Below are 17995 nucleotides of genomic sequence, written 5' to 3'. Positions count from 1 at the left end.
TGGCAGGGGAGGAATGTTTATGATTTTTGGCCTTAAATTAAAAAATATCCTTTTTATCCTTTTGGGAACAGCCATTATGTCCTTTGGTCTCGTTAATTTTAATATGCAAAATAAATTAGCTGAGGGCGGCTTTACCGGAATTACCCTCATACTCTATTTCTTGTTCAACTGGGACCCATCTTATACTAACCTGCTATTAAATATTCCTCTTTTTTTAATTGGCTGGAAGCTGCTTGGTAGGAATGTCTTTTTATACACGATTATCGGAACTGTTGGTGTTTCCATTTTTCTCTGGATCTTTCAGCGCAATTCAATTGAGATGCCGCTTGAGCACGATTTAACATTAGCAGCTCTTTTTGCCGGTGTTTTAGCAGGGATTGGCTTGGGAATTATTTTTCGTTTTGGCGGCACTACGGGCGGAGTGGATATTATTGCCAGGCTAGTTCAAAAATACATCGGCTGGAATATGGGGAAAACAATGTTCTTGTTTGATGCTTGTGTCATTACGCTGTCATTATTTACTTACCTAAACTACAAACAGGCAATGTATACGCTGGTTGCTGTATTCGTTGGAGCACGCGTAATTGATTTCATTCAAGAAGGGGCCTATTCTGCTCGGGGAGCGATGATCATTTCAGAACAAAACGAACAGATTTCCAAAAAGATCATGGAAGAGATGGAACGCGGCGTTACCGTACTAAGAGGTTACGGTTCCTACACGAAGAATGAACGAGAAGTTTTGTACTGTGTTGTTGCTAAAAATGAACTCATTCGGTTAAAAAATATCATTACCTCTGTTGACCCGCATGCATTTGTATCCGTTTCTGTCGTCCATGATGTACAAGGTGAAGGATTTACACTGGATGAAAATAAAATGCCAATAAATGATTAAAGGCAACGTCCGCTAAGACATTGCCTTTTTAGTCTTCATTGCTGCGATTCATGCCTGTAAAAATAAGCACAAGCCTTAAAAGTTCAAGAACTGCAACGGCTGCGGCAGCAACATATGTGAGTGCTGCAGCATTTAGAACTTTCCTCGCTTCCCGCTCTTCACGGTTTGCGATTAATCCTAGAGAAACCACTTGATCCATCGCCCTGCTGGAGGCATTAAACTCAACTGGGAGCGTTACAATTTGAAAAAGAACAGCAGCCGCCATAAAAAGAATACCGATTAATAGTAAACCCGAAAAATGAGCAAATATCCCAATCATAATCAGTATCCAAGATACATTAGATCCAAAGTTTGCAACAGGTACGAGCGCTGAACGGAATCGTAAGAAGGCATAGCCTTCGGAATCTTGGATAGCATGTCCACATTCATGTGCAGCAACAGCAGCAGCCGCAATAGACTGACCGTGATAATTTTGTGGTGATAATCGTACTGTTTTCGAGCGGGGGTCATAATGATCACTTAAAAATCCTTGTCCCTCTTCGACACTGACATCAAATAATCCATTAGCGTTTAAAATTCCTCTCGCGACCTCTGCTCCGCTTCTATATGTGGCGGAAGGCACCTGTGAGTATTTAGCAAAAGTACTTTTCACTCTCATTTGAGCCCATAACGGAATTAAGACAATGATCGCAAAATAGATAAGGTACAATTTCTACACTCCTAACCAGCTTGTATTGATAATATTTTAATTAAGCCGATTAGACGCGTCAATCTTTATGCTCTCTGGAGCGATTTTTCTTTATTTCTTTCTCACCTTGATACTTTCTCCATCCAACATAAGACAAAGTCATGATAATTATACTGCCTGTTGATATTATTACCCACCAGAGTGAGGGATCAGCTTCATCATCTTCCATATTAGCAAAAAGATTTTTTAAATCTGTATCAAGTTTTTCCAGCTCCGTCTTACTCTCTTCATTTTTAATCATTTCTGAGCGATAATTATCGATGAATTTAATCCGTGCATCTAATCTTTGTATATTCTCTGCCGGTACATCAATTTTCATACTCGGATAAATAACGTTGTACAATGATAAAAAATTATTAAAGTTTGAATGAAATTTTGCGGTATCACCATGAATCGCGGCAACTTTTGCGTGCGTAAATGCTGTCATGATTTGGTTTTCCATTTCCGTCCATAAAGGCTGATGGCTTGTGACAATGGCATCAATGACAAGTCGGAATTTCGTCAGCCTATTAATACGTTCTTCGTGATTCATTGTAGGGCTGACAGCAGCTTCCATTGCTTCGTCATGGGAGGTGTGAATGATCCTGACCTCATCCATTGATAACGGCTGCTCTCTGCCCGAAACACTTGTAAATTGATCTGAAAAATAATCTAGTAATTTCTTTGCATCTTCATATCTATGGAACTTCACCATTTGGAGTGCCTCATCAGATATATCATCCAATTTCTCCATTGGTGTTTGTACCTCAGCATGTACTGTTATGGGAGTAAGTATCAAGATGATTGCTAATAAATAAAGCCATTTTATTTTCACAATTGTCCCCCCTTTCGTTACTAATAAAGTGTATGAAGGGGTGGACAAGGTTAGACCATATTAAATGATGAATAATAATTATTTTATTTCCAGCTTAAAACTTCCTGGACGAGTAACTAGATAATAGGCGATTCCAATCGATACTATAGATAACCAAAATGTAAAATACCCAATTTGCGGAATGAATTGGTCCAGCATATGATAGCTCGGGAGCATGAAGAAGACATAATCAATAACGTCATTATGTAATGTCCAAATAGCTGCAACCACTAGATGCCAGCCTTTAAAACGGTAAAAAGGCGCAAATAGGACTCCCTGGATGGCCATGGCAAAATGCGAGAATATTAACATAAAACCTACCCAGTCCAGCTCTCCTTGTACAAAATAAACCAAGATATTCATGACAACTGCCCAAATACCATATTTAAATAAAGTTACAATTGCAAAAGCTTCCAGTAATGGCCAGTTCCCTTTTAATAAAAAGGCAATCAGTACAAAAACGAAAAATAGACTGGCAGTCGGGCTATCAGGTACAAACGCCAGAAAAATATCAGGTGTTTCTTTCAATTGCCACCCATACCAATAATACCCATAAGCAGTTCCCGCAATATTAACAATTAACAATAATAGAAGAATGGAACGATTTGCTAATAGCGGATAAATCCAGCGCACAACAACACCCCGTTACTTTTTTATTGGCTGTGTTAAAGGTCATTGTTGATTTTTTAACTCAGTTGATTGGAGCGAAAGGGGCGCAGACTCCTCGAAAATGCTGGCGCATTTCCTTCGTGCGTGGGCGAATTCGAGGATGTAATTCAATGTCCTGCGGGATTACGGGGCAGGGGAGACCCCACAGGCGCCTAAGCGCCAAGGAGGCTCGCCGGCACGCCCGCGGAAAGCGAAGCTCCTGTAGCGGAAATCAACAGCCAAGTTTAACACAGCCTTTTTATTAATAAAAAAGCTGACGAAATTTCGTCAGCTTTTTAGTTTAATACTTACTTACCAAGCCCAGAGATATATTCAGAAAGCTTTTTCAACTCGTCATCAGAACCTTTAAAAACTCCTGGAGGCATGTTTTTATAGCCTTCTTTTGCAATCTTCGCTACTTCATCTGCAGATAAGCCTGTATTAGCTAATGAAGGAGCAGCAGGTCCGCCTTGAAGATCTTCACCGTGGCAAGTGATACATGTATTTTTACTAGCGATTTGATATCCGTCACTTGATTTGTCAACTTCTACTTTTTGGACAATTTTCCCTTGTCGTTCTGCAGCTTCCCAGTCATGAGTCGCAACAGATTCCCAAGTTAAAAATGTAATGGCTGCCAATGCTAGTAACATAAATCCAGTCGCTAATGGACGCTTGCTGGCACGGCGTTCAGGGCCGCGGTCAATGAATGGAGCTAATAATAATCCACCAAACGCAAGTCCCGGAATAATCATTGCCCCCATAACAGTATATGGACCAGATGCATACGTATATTTAAGTAATTGATACAAGAATAAGAAATACCAGTCTGGTAATGGGATATAGCCTGTGTCTGTAGGATCCGCGATTCTTTCAAGCGGAGCTGGGTGTGCTACTGTTAAACATAAAATTCCAACAAGGAATACTGCCCCAACCATCCATTCTTTCAAAAGGAAGTTTGGCCAGAACGCCTCTGTTTTACCAGGGTATTCGGAGTAATCTTTTGGAAGTTTCTGTTCTCTTACCTCAGGTGCTAAAATACGTGAATCACCTACAAACTTTAAACCTTTACCGCGATGCATCGAGCAATCCCCTCCTTTTTCTATAAAGATAAGTAAAAATCACTTACATTCCACTATAAAATAAATCATAGTGGTCCGGAAATACCTTGTCTCCGAATCATGATAAAGTGTGCTGCCATTAATCCAAATAATACAGCAGGCAGGAAGAATACGTGAATCGCAAAGAAGCGAGTTAATGTTTGCGCTCCAACAATATGTTCATGACCAGCAAGCAGCACTTTCACGTACGTACCAATGAATGGTGTCGCCTCTGCGATCTGCAAGCCTACTTTTGTTGCGAACAACGCTTTCATATCCCAAGGTAATAGATAGCCCGTAAAACCTAATCCAAGCATGACGAAGAAAATAAGTACTCCGACAACCCAGTTCAGTTCACGAGGTTTCTTATAAGTGCCTTGGAAGAATACGCGCAATGTATGTAAGAACATCATCACAAGTACTAAACTTGCTCCCCAGTGATGCATACCACGTACGATTTGCCCAAATGCAACTTCATTTTGTAAATAATAAACTGATTCCCAAGCATTTTTAATATCCGGTACATAATACATCGTTAAAAACATACCGGAAAGTATTTGGATAACTGTAACGAAAAATGTCATACCTCCGAAGCAATAAACAAACGCAGAAAAATGATGCGCCGGATTTACGTGCTCTGGTACTTCATGATCAGCGATATCGCGCCACAAAGGCGTAATATCTAAACGCTCATCTACCCAATCGTAAATTTTGTTTAACAATGATTACGCCTCCTTCCGTGGTTTAGCTTTTCCTAAATAAAGATAACCGTCTTTTTCTTTGAATGGGTACACATCAAGCGGTGCCAACGGCGGTGTACCAGGAACGTTGGTTCCATCCTTTGTATAACGGCCATAGTGACATGGACAGAAGAATTGTTCCGGGTGCTCCTTGTCCGAATTCCAGTTAACGGTACAGCCTAAATGCTTACATACAGGTGACAGGGCAACAATTTTGCCTGCATCATCCTTGTAAACCCAAGCAGATTCTGTAACGTCAGATTCATACCATGCATCTTTCTGCTTATAGGTAAAGTCAACACGAACCGGTTCATTTGTTAAATCTGCTACTTTTTGTTTTGTTGCAACAAATTCACCTGCCGCTTCTGCCTTTAACACAGGATCAACAGCAAATCTTACCATTGGCATTAAAATCCCTGCCGCCATAAATCCGCCTACACCAGTTAGTGTGTAGCTCAAGAATTGACGTCTTGAAACGCGATCTTTACTCATGCTTATCCCCCCTCCATTCATGAAGTTAAGTCCAGCGGACATATTTAAACACAATAAAACTAGGACATAACAATGATATATCAATCTGCAGGTAAGGTCAATATCATACTATTTTAAAAACAGCTAATATACGTGGTTTTATTCATTTTCATGCCATTTTTGTGTAAAAAGTGTTAAAAGCTGTTTTACCTGACTATCAATCATTGTTAATTTTTGAGGATCATTCATGTGCTCTAGCGGAATTGATGGAAGCCAAATCACTGAACCTTCCAGCTGGGCTTCTCTTCCACGCCATTCAAGATCGGACGTGATATAGAAAACATGTTTAAACCCAGCCTCAAAAATATTTACCTCCCAATTTTGCAAATCGGTTACCACTCTTTCACTCTGTTCATTTTCAAGATAAGTAAAAGGCGGAAATAATAAGATTCTACCGGTAAATTGTTTTTCTAAATAAGTCGTTAATAAAGTAATAAATTCAGCTGCTGCGGCTGATTGCTTGATCCCTCCTCCAACTGTTACGGAGTATAGTGGCACAACAGCAGTATCAACATACTCCTTCGCATTTGAGTACGTTTCTACATCTTGAGGTATCCATTTCATTTTTTGCACCAACCTTTTTCATTTCAATACCCCAATAGTACCATTATTCCCTAAACAATTAAACATATTGAAACTTTACAAAAAGTAACCCTGGATCTTTTTGGATATCGTTGTTTATTTACACAAGAGGCGGCGTGTTCAGAGCGAAACTGCTCTTGTCAAATCTTGTTAATCAAACTAATTTCAGCAAGATAGGTTTATTTTTGCAGCGCTCCGCCCTCTTCTACACCAAAAAAGAGCCTGCTTATCGCAAACTCTCTTTTGATACTAATGGTGATAATTGATTTAATTTTTCTGTTAAAGCCTGAAATGCTTCTCGGTCCTGCCTGTCAAGTGCCTCGTCGATTAATCGCAGCAGCTTGTCGCGTTGAAATCGTTCAATACTTTCTTTCAGCATTTGTTCGGCAATCATGCCGTCTTTTTCATTTACCTGCAAATGTTTTGGTACATAAGGATTTTCCTCCAAAACAGCTGCATATTGATGTGCCTGATTAGACGCATGAAAGTTTAGTTGAATATAAATATCTTCGTCTCGATTAAGCCGAATATCATGAAAGGATTTCTCGGCATCAGTTGTCATCACATTTTCCTTATAAAAGCGAAACGGCACTTTATCGACACAATGTGTTGACATGATTAAGCCCCTTGGACAATATTGTGCTTGCTCAACAAAATGAACCTTTTCCATTAACTGATCATGACTCATTAAATAGTTTAAAATCCAAACACATTCTCTTCTTTTTAATTGATAATGATTTAAAAACCAACGAATAAAATCCTTCTTCTCGTTGACAGATACAGGGGTTGCCATAGTCATTTCCCTCCTCTGCATATTCAAGCTTTATTTTTCTGATTCCGTAAGTCGCTCAAGTAAATCAAGGACCTCTGTATTAGTTGGATCTTTCTTGATTATCTGTTTAAAAATTTCGGCAGCCAGGGCGTTTTTTCCTTCTTCAATTAAAAAATATCCATAATCAGATAAAAACGTTTCATTATTCTTAAAATAAGTATATGCACTTTCATATTTGTCTAATGCGTCTGAAAATTCTTCTAAACCTGCATATGCCAAAGCGGAATCCCATAATAGCTGTGGTTCATCTTCTGCAGCTAAATCAAGTTCTGTCATTAATTCTAACACATCACTAAATCGTTCCTGCTGCAATAAGAGTTTATTCAAAGTAAGTGCTGCTTCCACATATCCAGGGTCTAATACAAGCGATTCTCGTAAGTAGCTCTCTGCTTCCTCTTCCATACCGAGTTTTAAGGCAATTTTCCCGCCTTTAAAAAATAACTCTTTATTAAATTCATCTTGTTTGATTCCCTCTTGAACAGTTCGAAGGCTATTTTCAAGCTCTTCCTCTCGTTCATAGGCTGATGCTAAATGCAAATAAAGCGAGTGATATTCAGGGTCAAGTTCTTTTAACTCTATAAACTTTTCAATAGCAGTACGATTATATCCAGCCTGAAGGGCCGTAAACGCATAACCAAATAGGGTATTAATTTCAAGTTTTTCATCCATTGCTTTATCATAAAAGATTAAAGCATCTTCAAATGCACCTGATGCACTTAATAAATCAGCCATTCGGCTGTGAACATTGACCCCGGCAATTTCATTTGTTTCTTTTAGGACCTCTTCATAGGCCTTCATCGCCTTTAAAACCTCACCCTGTTCACCATATAGCTCGCCTAGAGCAAAATCAATGATGATTTCATTCGGCAAAAGTTCTTTTGCCCTTAAAATCTTATTTTCGGAAACCTCATATAGTCCCTCCATTTGATAAAGATCCGCTAGCAGCAATAATGATTGTCCGTAATTAGTATCCTGTGTTGAAATCTTTTCTAAGACGAGAATCGCCTGCTCTTCTTCCCCAGCTTCTACTAAAATCTCAGCTAACAGAATGAGGAGTTCCCCCTCCTCTGGAAAAACAGTTAACAACTTTTCAATTAATGCCCTCGCTTCATCAAGGAAGCCAAACTGTAATAATTCTTCACTAAGAAGAAATTTTTCTTCGTGACTGCCATTGTTTAATACAACATTATATTCATCTAAGGCTTCTTTATGTTGGCCGTTTTCTAACAAATGAATAATTTTATTGACTCGATCCATAGATTTTTTACCTCTTTTGCTAAATTTACAAAGAAAAATAGGATGGGGTTTGCACCATTACATGGTCTCCATAACCTGGTTTAAATAAAACCTCATTTAAAGTGCGGACAATTTTCCCTTTGTGGACTGTAATAACAAGTCTATCACTATGATAATGAAATAAATCTGACCAATCAACATTCTTGATTTCCCTTGCCTTAAAGTATAAATTATAACTCAATTCTGTCCCATTCATAAGGCTAGATTTTTGTGGATAGAGGCCGATTTTATTTAAGATAAATTTAGAAATCGGGGTGTTCTCTTGAATTTCCTCGTAGACTGCCGGGATTTTTTCCTGCACCATCGTATGTTTCCAATTCGACAACAAGGCCTTAGCTTCCTTCTTTTTCGAAGAAGAAATTAATGGAATTAGCGGACAATTGTACGGAAACATAGCTTCCCGTATCCACCCCCAAGGAATATCACTAAGAACATCCTGATCCTCAATTTCAACAAAAATAGCTGGAATTTTTTCCTTTTTACATTTTCGCAGAAACGAAGGAGTGAGAAGCCGTAATGGTATTTTAATTCCAATGATATAATCAATCGGACTGCTCATAAATACCGTTTGCATTTCCTTTACTTTTTCCATTAGTTCATTTTCGAAAGAAACCGGTACATACGTAAAAATAGTAGTACAACCCTTTGATAAGAATTGATCTTTTAATATCTGCTTCATTTCTTGAAAGGAATCTTTCGGTGAGATCTTTGAGTTTAAAAGGACAAATGTCGGGGTCATGATAAACGGTTCTAGATTCATTTTAAAGAATCGGTAATGCTTCGAACGGGTTAAGATTGCAGATACCTTATCTTCCTGTACTAATAATGTATTGACGGTTAGCTCCTTGTCTTTAAGGATATTGGCATTTTCAATGATATACGGCATCCTGCCACCCTTTCTCTCTTTTTAAGACAAGCTATGCTGAATTTGAAAAAACTATGTCTATCGTGAGAATATTTCCAAAAATAAAAGCCGCTAATTCAGCGGCTTTTATTGAATCAATTTATTTAGATGGGAAAAGAAATTTGGGTATGAGACCGAAATGGCTTCTGGATTTTCAAGCAGAACTTCCCCATCGCATAGCAGCGCTGCAATCGCAAGCATCATGCCAATGCGGTGGTCGCCGTGGCTGGAGACCGTACCGCCGGTTAATCTAGAATTACCATGGATAATCATACCGTCCGCAGTTGCCTCAATTGCTGCCCCGAGCTTTTGAAGTTCCTCCACCACAGTGTCAATCCGATTTGTTTCCTTCACTTTTAATTCTTCAGCATTTTTTATAACAGTAGTCCCATTTGCCTGTGTCGCCATTAATGCAATAATCGGGATTTCATCAATAAGCGTTGGAATAATATCGCCTTCAATGACCGTTCCTGTTAAGTTTGAAGTTTTAATGACTAAGTCTCCCGACGGTTCATAGGAATCCTTATTCTTTTGAATAAGCTCAAGATTAGCTCCCATTCTTCTCAATACTTCAATCATGCCAGTCCTTGTCGGATTTAACCCGACATTTTTTAAAGTAATATTACTTTCTGGTACAATTGCTCCAGCAGCAAGGAAAAACGCAGCGGATGATATATCTCCAGGAACATGAACCGCCTGAGCCGTCAGCTTTTGACCGCCTTCTACCATTATTACTCGATTGTCCTTCTCAATTTCCCCCCCAAACTGACGAATCATTCTTTCCGTATGATCTCTTGTCTCAGCGGGTTCAAGGATTGTTGTCTTTCCGTCTGCCTGCAGTCCAGCAAGAATCAGTGCCGATTTAACTTGAGCACTGGCAACTGGTAACTGATAATGGATGGGGGTTAAATTACCGCCACGAATTGCGATTGGGGTGTAGGCCCCATTTTGCCTTGCATCAATTGCTGCCCCCATTTGCTTTAATGGGTCGGTAACTCTAGTCATTGGTCTTTTGCCAATCGATTGATCGCCAACAAGTGTTGAGAAAAATGGTCTGCCTGCTAGAATTCCCATCAATAATCGAATCGTTGTACCGGAATTTCCAACATCCAATAATTCACTAGGTTCCGATAATCCTTCAAACCCTGCACCATAAATCCGGAGCTTGCCATTTTCCTCCTCAATCCTTACTCCGAGCTTACGAAAGCAGGAAATTGTACTTAAACAATCCTCACCTGGCAGGAAATTCGTTACCGTCGTCTCACCATGTGCAATCGCACCAAACATGACAGAGCGATGGGAAATTGATTTATCACCAGGTATTTCAATTTTGCCATTCAATCTATTTACATTCGTTTTTAGTTTTACTGACTCCATTTTATCACCTTTTTACAATCATTTTAGGACCCGTAGGACGTACTAAAGCTAGTATAGGATAAGATACATTTTTCAGCCCGTTCGCGGTCCTCTTCTGTTTGGAAACTAATTACAAGGACACCAATGATATCTTCCCGCGTTTCAAGGATACGGATATTTGTAATACTGATTTTTTCCTGCGCCAAATATCCAGTTACCTCTGAAACAACCCCAGGGTAATCGGGGACATCAACATATAAATCATAAAAAGAAGGAATTGCCCCTTTTTCCTTCTGTGGCAAGCCATCGCGAAATCGCTTTGCCTGAGAAAAATAATCCAAAATTTCCTCACCATTTCCCGTTTCCAGCAGATCCTTTACCCCGTTCATTTCATCCTGCCATTGTGAAAGAAGCTCTATTAAAACCTCTCGATTATGGAGTAAAATATCTTTCCACATTTTTGGACTGCTTGAAGCAATACGGGTAATATCTCTAAATCCGCCTGCAGCTAGACGAGGTATCAAATGCTCTGATTCCGATAATTTTTCTGTCTGACGTACAATAGAAGCAGCAATGATATGTGGAAAATGGCTGACAATCCCCGTTAAATAATCATGGTTACTAGGGGCAATGGTTAAAAATTTCGCATTTGTGCCTTTAAGCCATTCTTTTAACCTCTCAACTTTAACTGCTTCGACATTATCATCAGGTGTTAAAAGGTAAAAGGCATTTTCGAATAGTATTTCTTTCGCTGCGGAAACACCACTTTTATGTGAACCCGCCATTGGATGCCCGCCAATAAAAGTAATTCCTTGTTTCCTTAAAATGCTTGCTGTATTGACAATTGTTACTTTCGTACTGCCAGTATCAGTTACAATGACCTCTGGCTTTAATGGTAAATTTGAAAGTGCCTGGATGATTGATTTCGTATCATTGACGGGTGCAGAAATAATGATTAAATCAGCATCTTTTGCCCCTTCCGGAATATTTTCCGCGGCTTCATCAATTACTCCCAGCATTTTGGCAAGCCTTGCCTGTTCCCTATTTATATCAAACCCTTTGATGGTTACCTCTTTATGCTGCTTTTTAATACAAAGAGCTAAGGAACCACCTATAAGTCCTAAACCAATAACAAAAACCCGGCCGTTCAAAGTTAATTCCCCCTAAATAGAAAAGTGGATTTAATCCGCTTTTCAAAGCAAGAAAGCCGCTTATCTTTACTTGTTTTCTTTCAAAAATTCTCCCAGCACCTTTATTAAACCTTCGTTTTGCTCAAAGGAACCAACTGTAATCCTCACAGAGGTTGGGAATCCGAGCGGTTTTCCAGATCGTACAATGAATCCTCTTTCTAGTAAATATTGAAACACTTGGTTAGCATCCATCTTAAAATCAATTAAAATAAAATTGGTTTGAGATGGAAAATACTGTAATCCATGTTCCGCACAAAAATCATAGAATTGTGCCAAACCTTGTCGATTTTTATCTTTACATATTTCTACAAATTTTTGGTCGGCAATGGCTGCAGCAGCCGCTAACTGACCAAAAGAATTATTGTTAAATGGCTCACGAGCAGGTTCAAGCGCCTTGATAATTTCAGGGGATGCAATTCCGTATCCAACCCTTAGTGCAGCCAATCCGTAAATTTTAGAAAATGTCCTTAAAACGATTAAATTTTTGTATTTTCGGGTCAAGCTGATGGATTCATAATAATCTTCGGCCACAACGTATTCATAATAAGCTTCATCTAGAACGACAAGTATATGTTCCGGAACCTGATCCAAGAAATTAATTAATTTTTGTTCTGATACATATGTACCTGTTGGATTGTTTGGACTGCAAACCCAGATCACATTTGTCTTTTCATCAATCGCTGCAAGCATTCCATCAAGGTCATGCTCGCCATTAATAGTTGGTACCTCTTTAATAATAGCTCCTTCAATAACAGCATTGTGTTTATATTGTGAGAAGGTATGGTCCGCCATAATTGTGCTGGCATTTGGATGTAACAAGGCTCTTGAAATCATTTGAATAAGATTATCTGAGCCATTTCCAAAAATCAGCTCATTCTCACAAACATTGAGAAAGGCTGCAAGCTTCTCCCTTAACAAGGTTGCATAGCCATCTGGATAAATGGCTAAACTTACTTGGTTCTCTTGAAGTGCAGCTATAGCCTTTTCTGAGCAGCCAAAAGGATTTTCGTTTGATGCCAGCTTTACGATTTGCTCTAGATTGTATTCCCGTTTTACTGACTCAATTGATTTTCCTGGCTGATAAGGGGTCAATGATAATAATTGTTCCTTAAATCTCATATTTCTCCACTCCATTCATCACATTAATTTTAGCCTCGATTAAATAAGACTTTCGTCTAGATCCGGACGTAAGACTTTTGCACCATTTAAATACACATGATTAATTTCTGTTTGAGCAATGTCAGTATCGACATGGAGCATTACCCGAATGCACTTAGTTAACGAATTTGGAACTGGGATTTCTTGCATACACATTACTGGTACATATGTCCAGCCGGTAAAATTGCGTAATACCTTTGCAGGAAAAACAGCTGTGATATCCTCGGTTGTTGAAATAAAAACAGAGGCAACTGTATCAGGATCAATCTTATTTAGCTCAATTATTTTTGAAACTAATTCTTCCGTAGCAGTAAGAATTTCTTCTGCTGAATTATTGCTAACAGTAGTCGCCCCTCTTATTCCTCTGATCATGCCAAACTCCCCCCTTGCAGTTTAAAATTTTTGAAGACTGTCTAAAATTAGCGAATCGTCAATCTCTCTTAAAATTGGCCGTCCCACTTCCTCAAGTAATACAAAGCGAACAGATTCACCAACAGACTTTTTGTCCTGTTTCATTTTGCTTAAGAGCTTATCATATGACAAATGATGTGGAATTTTGGTTTGATACCCTAGTTTCTCGACCCAGGTAGTAAACTTCTCAAGATTGAACGAAAGTCCTGATAGCTCTTCGCTTAGCTTCAAAGCAAAAATCATCCCAATCATTACAGCCTCGCCATGAGTATAATTACCATATCCCATCTCGGCTTCAATCGCATGTCCAAGCGTGTGCCCAAAATTTAAATACGCACGAATGCCCATTTCTTTTTCATCTTGGCTGACAAAATGATTCTTAACTTGAATCCCCTTCACCAATGAATAAGAGAGCTGATTCATTGTAAGATCGTTTAAATCATTAATATTTGAAATAAGCCAATTGTAAAAAGTCGAATCATGGATTAATGCGTGCTTAATGACTTCAGCAAAACCAGAACGGATTTCTTTTGCCGGAAGTGATTTAAGGAAATCCAAGTCATAAAAAACAGCTTCCGGCTGATAAAAAGCACCTATCATATTTTTTCCAAGCGGATGATTTATTGCTACTTTCCCACCGACGGCACTATCATGCGCTAAAATGGTCGTGGGGATTTGGATAAAGGGAATTCCTCTCATGAAAGAAGCGGCTACAAAACCAGCCAAATCCCCGACTGCCCCTCCGCCTAAAGCTAATATGAGTGATTTTCGGTCAAGGTGATTTTCAAGCGCTTCAGACAATGCCTGATAATATACTTCAAAGGTTTTTGCCTTTTCCCCGCTTGGTGCTGTATAGACAACTGGGTTCCACTCACTCAACTGTGGAAGCAGGTGTTTAAGGTGAAGTTCAGCAACTGTTTCATCCGTTATGATTAAAACTCGTGTCAGCTTACGAAAATTAGAAGCTAAAAAAGCGGCAATGTCTTGACTTATACCTTCCCCAACAAAAACATTGTACTTTTTAGACACCGTTTGAATATGGATTGTCTCCATTAAAATTCCCTCACATAATCTCGCTGTTTGTTAATTTCTTCCGCAAATGTATCAAACCTATCACTATAAAATTGATCAACAAGGGCACACGCAAGCTCCCAGGCAACGGCATGTTCTGCTACAACGGCAGCCGCCGGCACTGCACAGCTGTCAGATCGCTCAACACTTGCAGCAAACGGTTCCTTTGTTTCAATATCGACACTCATAAGTGGTTTATAGAGGGTTGGGATTGGCTTCATTACACCGCGAACAACGACTGGCATCCCTGTTGTCATTCCACCTTCAAAACCTCCAAGGCGGTTTGTTTTACGATAATAACCCTCTTTAGGATCCCAAGCGATCTCATCATGAACTTCGCTCCCCGGCTTCCTTGCTGCCTCAAAGCCAATACCAATTTCCACACCTTTAAAGGCATTTATACTGACAATTGCCGCTGCTAATTTGGCATCTAGTTTTCGATCATAATGGACGTAGCTGCCTACACCGGCAGGTAAACCAGATGCAATTACTTCAACCACACCGCCGATGGAATCACCATTTTTCTTCGCTTCATCAATTGCATTCATCATTTCTTGCTCAACACTTGGATCAGCAACCCTGACAGGCGAATTTTCAGTTCTTTCTTTTAACTCTTTCATTGTCAATGAGTGATCCACTTGTGCCTTTATGCCAGCAATCTCTACAACATGACCAACAATTTCTATACCTACCAGAGAAAGAAGCTTTTTTGCGACTGCACCCGCCGCCACTCTAACGGTTGTTTCACGTGCTGAAGAGCGCTCAAGTACATTTCTCATATCCCTGTGTCCGTATTTAAGGGCGCCATTTAAATCGGCGTGTCCTGGGCGGGCACGAGTTACTTTGCGTTTTATTTCATCCTCTTGTCCCTCTTCAAGAGGTTCAGAACCCATAATTTTTGTCCAGTGCTTCCAATCGTTGTTCTCAACAACTAATGTTATAGGCGAACCGAGGGTTTTCCCATGTCTTACCCCAGACTTAATTTCGACAGTATCTTTCTCTATTTGCATCCTTCTGCCTCGTCCATAACCTTTTTGCCGTCTTGACAGTTCTTCATTAATATCCTCTGCTAGTAATGGCATTCCAGAAGGAAGACCTTCTAGGATCGTTGTTAATTGTGGTCCGTGGGATTCACCTGCTGTTAAATATCTCATTCCCATTCTCTTTCCCCCTTCAACTCATTAAAGAATTATGTATCAATATATCATATAAGAAGCAATTACTCTAGTAGAATAATTCAGAAAATATGGAGTTTTTTTTAATCCGCTTACAAAAAAACACCTGTATACAAACATACAGGTGTTTCATTATTTATTAATAAATCCATTCGTTCGCTAGCTTAGAGTAATCAACTAATTCTGCTTCTTTAAAGAATAAACCGATTTCACGTTCTGCACTTGCTGGTGAATCAGATCCGTGGATAATGTTTTTGCCAACAGTTATACCGAAATCGCCGCGGATTGTACCAGGTGCAGCATCCTTTGGATTTGTTGAGCCCATCATTTGGCGTGCTGTAGCAATTACATTTTCACCTTGCCAAACCATTGCGAATACTGGTCCGGATGTAATAAAATCAACTAATTCACCGAAGAAAGGGCGTTCTTTATGCTCACCATAATGTTCCTCTGCAAGTTCAGTTGGAATGCTCATTAATTTGGCACCAACTAACTGGAAGCCTTTTTTCTCGAAACGTGCCACGATATCACCAATCAAACTACGCTGAACCCCATCTGGCTTTACCATTAAAAATGTTTTTTCCATCAATCCCACTCCTATATTATCAAATATGTATATGGTTGTTTTAACAACAATCCACAAAAAATAGTAACATTGTTTCGATTTTTTTTCAATAAGACTTAAAATTTACGTCTTCCAATAAACCTTGCAATGTCACGTAGTGCTTTTTTTGCTTTATTATCAGGCAATTCTTCTAAGATTGTTAATGCCTTATCCAAATACTGATCACTTAGTGCGACAGATTTATCAATTGCACCTGATTGTTTGATTAAAGAAATAATATGGACTATTTCCGAAGGAGCCATTAGTTCATGAACCTTTTCGATCTCTTTGCGAATTTCCTTATTTTCCATTGCAAAAAGAACAGGAGCGGTAATATTTCCTTGAAGAAGATCACTTCCAGCTGGTTTACCCAGTTCTTTTTCAGTGGAGGTAAAGTCCAAAATATCATCAGTAATTTGAAAAGACATACCAACATAATATCCGAATAAGTAAAGTTTCTTGTGAACGAACTCATCCACTCCTGCAGCAATGGCTCCCAATTGACAGCTCGCCGCAATTAGCAATGCAGTTTTTCGCTTAATCCTTCGAAGATAGTCTCTTATGTTTTGATTAAAACGATATTTATCTTTAATTTGCTGGATCTCTCCTACTGTCACTTCTACCATTGTATTGGCTAGAATCTTATGAGCGGCAGGCTTTTTGATATTGGCCATCAAGTTAAGGGCAAGAGCAAATACAAAATCCCCCGTATACATCGCTGTTTGACTATCCCATTTTGCTTTCACAGTCGGTTCACCCCTGCGAAGATCTGCATCATCAATGACATCATCATGGACCAGTGAACCCATATGGATTAGTTCAAGAGCTACAGCCACATTTTTCATCACATTAATATCATAATGGCCAAATTTACCAGCGAGCAAAACAAAAACAGGACGAATTCTTTTTCCTCCAGCTTTTAGTGTGTGCATTGAAGCTTGTTTTAAAAGAAGAGACTCAGCTTCAATGGTCTCTTCTAATGCTTTTTCAATAATATTAATATCCGAATTCAAAAATGAATACATCATTTTTAATTTCATTTGTATTCACCCAGCTTTTCATCCTGTCTTCGTTACTTCATTATTTTCGGTTGTGTTAAACATGCTGTTGATTTACACCATAAGAGCTTTGCTTTCCTCGAACTCGTAAACACTAAGGAGTATCGCGCCTTCCAGTCCAATCAACACATATAACACAGCCTATTTTTTAATCCCGATATGAACGGCTGCAGCACCGCCGCTATAGGGTTTGTATTTTACATCCTTTAATCCTGCCTGTTCAAAAAGCCTCGCCAATTCTTTCATTCCTGGAAAATCTCGGGCCGACTCTTGAAGCCACGAGTATTCTTGGTAGCTTTTCGCAAAGACTTTCCCAAATAAAGGCATTATAAACCGAAAATAAAAGAAAAAAAGCTGCCTATAGCCTATTAAGGTTGGTTGGGAAGTTTCGAGGCAGACTACTTTACCTCCTGGCTTTACAACCCTCTTCATTTCTTTTAATACCTGTAAGTAATCAGGAACATTTCTTAAACCAAAACCAATGGTAACATAATCGAAGCTATTATCCGGAAATGGGATTTCCATTGCATTGCCGTGGACTAATTTCACCTGTTTCATTCCAAGCTGCTTGACTTTTTCAATACCCACATTCAACATATTTTGACTAAAGTCAAGACCGGTTACTTCACCGTGTGATCCAACAGCTTCCGCTAAAGCAATCGTCCAATCAGCTGTCCCGCAGCAAACGTCAAGTGCTTTAGATCCTGGCTGTACATTCATCTTATTCATTGTATCTTTCCGCCACTTGATATGCTGTTGAAAACTGATGACAGAGTTCATTTTATCGTAGTCTTCTGATATTTTTTCAAACACATGATGAACTCGTTCTTCTTTCGATTGCTGCATGTT

General features: G+C 39.2%; 20 protein-coding genes. 1 reads left to right on the top strand and 19 read right to left on the bottom strand.

The genetic code is table 11. The features are described from left to right. Positions 1-19: 19 nt before the first annotated feature. A complete protein-coding gene (locus IE222_RS08730) occupies positions 20-892 on the top strand; it encodes a YitT family protein (RefSeq protein ID WP_191271822.1) in 873 nt (290 codons plus the stop codon). A 28-nt stretch (positions 893-920) separates the two neighbouring features. Here the strand turns inward: IE222_RS08730 and IE222_RS08725 are convergent, their stop codons facing one another. The 19 genes from IE222_RS08725 to IE222_RS08635 all read right to left on the bottom strand — a co-directional run bounded on the left by IE222_RS08725 (position 921) and on the right by IE222_RS08635 (position 17992). Beyond that, a complete protein-coding gene (locus IE222_RS08725) occupies positions 921-1601 on the bottom strand; it encodes a zinc metallopeptidase (protein ID WP_191271820.1) in 681 nt (226 codons plus the stop codon). Between the two features lie 58 nt (positions 1602-1659). Next, positions 1660-2454 carry a sporulation protein YpjB gene (gene ypjB, locus IE222_RS08720; RefSeq protein WP_191271818.1) on the bottom strand — a complete coding sequence of 265 codons (795 nt, stop codon included), beginning with the start codon at positions 2452-2454 and terminating at the stop codon, positions 1660-1662. Positions 2455-2532: 78 nt separating this feature from the next. After that, entirely contained in the window at positions 2533-3126 is a 594-nt protein-coding gene (lhaT, locus tag IE222_RS08715; protein WP_191271816.1) for a lipoprotein heptaprenylglyceryl N-acetyltransferase LhaT, read from the bottom strand. Between the two features lie 323 nt (positions 3127-3449). Beyond that, positions 3450-4220 (bottom strand): menaquinol-cytochrome c reductase cytochrome b/c subunit, encoded by a 771-nt coding sequence (locus IE222_RS08710; protein WP_191271814.1) that lies wholly within the window; start codon positions 4218-4220, stop codon positions 3450-3452. Between the two features lie 65 nt (positions 4221-4285). Beyond that, positions 4286-4960 carry a menaquinol-cytochrome c reductase cytochrome b subunit gene (qcrB, locus tag IE222_RS08705; RefSeq protein ID WP_191271812.1) on the bottom strand — a complete coding sequence of 225 codons (675 nt, stop codon included), beginning with the start codon at positions 4958-4960 and terminating at the stop codon, positions 4286-4288. Positions 4961-4963: 3 nt separating this feature from the next. Then, positions 4964-5470: a QcrA and Rieske domain-containing protein gene (locus tag IE222_RS08700; RefSeq protein ID WP_275671450.1), complete on the bottom strand. Its 507-nt coding sequence runs from the start codon at positions 5468-5470 to the stop codon at positions 4964-4966. 138 nt (positions 5471-5608) lie between these two features. After that, positions 5609-6073 carry a YpiF family protein gene (locus IE222_RS08695; protein WP_191271810.1) on the bottom strand — a complete coding sequence of 155 codons (465 nt, stop codon included), beginning with the start codon at positions 6071-6073 and terminating at the stop codon, positions 5609-5611. Positions 6074-6317: 244 nt separating this feature from the next. Further along, positions 6318-6884 (bottom strand): ReoY family proteolytic degradation factor, encoded by a 567-nt coding sequence (locus tag IE222_RS08690; protein WP_191271808.1) that lies wholly within the window; start codon positions 6882-6884, stop codon positions 6318-6320. 30 nt (positions 6885-6914) lie between these two features. Next, positions 6915-8180 (bottom strand): tetratricopeptide repeat protein, encoded by a 1266-nt coding sequence (locus tag IE222_RS08685; protein WP_191271806.1) that lies wholly within the window; start codon positions 8178-8180, stop codon positions 6915-6917. A 25-nt stretch (positions 8181-8205) separates the two neighbouring features. Then, the gene (locus tag IE222_RS08680) at positions 8206-9105 is read right to left on the bottom strand and encodes a hypothetical protein (protein WP_191271804.1); all 900 of its coding nucleotides are present in this window, start codon (positions 9103-9105) and stop codon (positions 8206-8208) included. Between the two features lie 105 nt (positions 9106-9210). Beyond that, positions 9211-10500 carry a 3-phosphoshikimate 1-carboxyvinyltransferase gene (aroA, locus tag IE222_RS08675; RefSeq protein WP_191271802.1) on the bottom strand — a complete coding sequence of 430 codons (1290 nt, stop codon included), beginning with the start codon at positions 10498-10500 and terminating at the stop codon, positions 9211-9213. 23 nt (positions 10501-10523) lie between these two features. Then, entirely contained in the window at positions 10524-11630 is a 1107-nt protein-coding gene (locus IE222_RS08670) for a prephenate dehydrogenase (RefSeq protein ID WP_191271800.1), read from the bottom strand. A gap of 66 nt (positions 11631-11696) precedes the next feature. After that, positions 11697-12788, bottom strand: coding sequence for a histidinol-phosphate transaminase (hisC, locus tag IE222_RS08665; RefSeq protein ID WP_191271799.1), 1092 nt, complete (start codon positions 12786-12788; stop codon positions 11697-11699). Between the two features lie 39 nt (positions 12789-12827). Further along, on the bottom strand, positions 12828-13199 hold the full coding sequence (gene aroH / locus IE222_RS08660) for a chorismate mutase (RefSeq protein ID WP_191271798.1): 372 nt from the start codon (positions 13197-13199) through the stop codon (positions 12828-12830). A gap of 21 nt (positions 13200-13220) precedes the next feature. After that, positions 13221-14291 (bottom strand): 3-dehydroquinate synthase, encoded by a 1071-nt coding sequence (gene aroB / locus IE222_RS08655; RefSeq protein ID WP_191271797.1) that lies wholly within the window; start codon positions 14289-14291, stop codon positions 13221-13223. After that, complete coding sequence (gene aroC, locus IE222_RS08650; RefSeq protein ID WP_191272162.1) at positions 14291-15463, bottom strand: chorismate synthase; 1173 nt, start codon at positions 15461-15463, stop codon at positions 14291-14293. Before aroC ends, aroB begins: the two co-directional genes overlap by 1 nt. 160 nt (positions 15464-15623) lie before the next feature. Beyond that, a complete protein-coding gene (gene ndk / locus IE222_RS08645; protein WP_191271796.1) occupies positions 15624-16070 on the bottom strand; it encodes a nucleoside-diphosphate kinase in 447 nt (148 codons plus the stop codon). A gap of 95 nt (positions 16071-16165) precedes the next feature. Continuing rightward, on the bottom strand, positions 16166-17128 hold the full coding sequence (gene hepT / locus IE222_RS08640) for a heptaprenyl diphosphate synthase component II (protein ID WP_191271795.1): 963 nt from the start codon (positions 17126-17128) through the stop codon (positions 16166-16168). A gap of 159 nt (positions 17129-17287) precedes the next feature. After that, positions 17288-17992, bottom strand: a complete 705-nt coding sequence (locus IE222_RS08635; RefSeq protein WP_191271794.1) for a demethylmenaquinone methyltransferase — start codon at positions 17990-17992, stop codon at positions 17288-17290. Between the last annotated feature and the right edge of the window lie 3 nt (positions 17993-17995).

It is taken from the genome of Neobacillus kokaensis (assembly GCF_014656545.1).
Lineage (GTDB): Bacteria > Bacillota > Bacilli > Bacillales > Cytobacillaceae > Neobacillus > Neobacillus kokaensis.
Note: the sequence above shows the minus strand (reverse complement) of the source record. Positions and strands in the feature narration are given on the sequence as shown.

What these genes read in the sequence shown, in the direction of transcription:
- hisC (WP_191271799.1), bottom strand. Translation starts at nt 12,788, where the DNA reads ATGAGATTTAAGGAACAATTATTATCATTGACCCCTTATCAGCCAGGA.
- IE222_RS08710 (WP_191271814.1), bottom strand. Translation starts at nt 4,220, where the DNA reads ATGCATCGCGGTAAAGGTTTAAAGTTTGTAGGTGATTCACGTATTTTA.
- IE222_RS08635 (WP_191271794.1), bottom strand. Translation starts at nt 17,992, where the DNA reads ATGCAGCAATCGAAAGAAGAACGAGTTCATCATGTGTTTGAAAAAATA.
- aroH (WP_191271798.1), bottom strand. Translation starts at nt 13,199, where the DNA reads ATGATCAGAGGAATAAGAGGGGCGACTACTGTTAGCAATAATTCAGCA.
- IE222_RS08680 (WP_191271804.1), bottom strand. Translation starts at nt 9,105, where the DNA reads ATGCCGTATATCATTGAAAATGCCAATATCCTTAAAGACAAGGAGCTA.
- IE222_RS08685 (WP_191271806.1), bottom strand. Translation starts at nt 8,180, where the DNA reads ATGGATCGAGTCAATAAAATTATTCATTTGTTAGAAAACGGCCAACAT.
- IE222_RS08730 (WP_191271822.1), top strand. Translation starts at nt 20, where the DNA reads ATGATTTTTGGCCTTAAATTAAAAAATATCCTTTTTATCCTTTTGGGA.
- IE222_RS08700 (WP_275671450.1), bottom strand. Translation starts at nt 5,470, where the DNA reads ATGAGTAAAGATCGCGTTTCAAGACGTCAATTCTTGAGCTACACACTA.
- IE222_RS08695 (WP_191271810.1), bottom strand. Translation starts at nt 6,073, where the DNA reads ATGAAATGGATACCTCAAGATGTAGAAACGTACTCAAATGCGAAGGAG.
- hepT (WP_191271795.1), bottom strand. Translation starts at nt 17,128, where the DNA reads ATGAAATTAAAAATGATGTATTCATTTTTGAATTCGGATATTAATATT.
- IE222_RS08690 (WP_191271808.1), bottom strand. Translation starts at nt 6,884, where the DNA reads ATGGCAACCCCTGTATCTGTCAACGAGAAGAAGGATTTTATTCGTTGG.
- ndk (WP_191271796.1), bottom strand. Translation starts at nt 16,070, where the DNA reads ATGGAAAAAACATTTTTAATGGTAAAGCCAGATGGGGTTCAGCGTAGT.
- aroA (WP_191271802.1), bottom strand. Translation starts at nt 10,500, where the DNA reads ATGGAGTCAGTAAAACTAAAAACGAATGTAAATAGATTGAATGGCAAA.
- aroC (WP_191272162.1), bottom strand. Translation starts at nt 15,463, where the DNA reads ATGAGATATTTAACAGCAGGTGAATCCCACGGACCACAATTAACAACG.
- aroB (WP_191271797.1), bottom strand. Translation starts at nt 14,291, where the DNA reads ATGGAGACAATCCATATTCAAACGGTGTCTAAAAAGTACAATGTTTTT.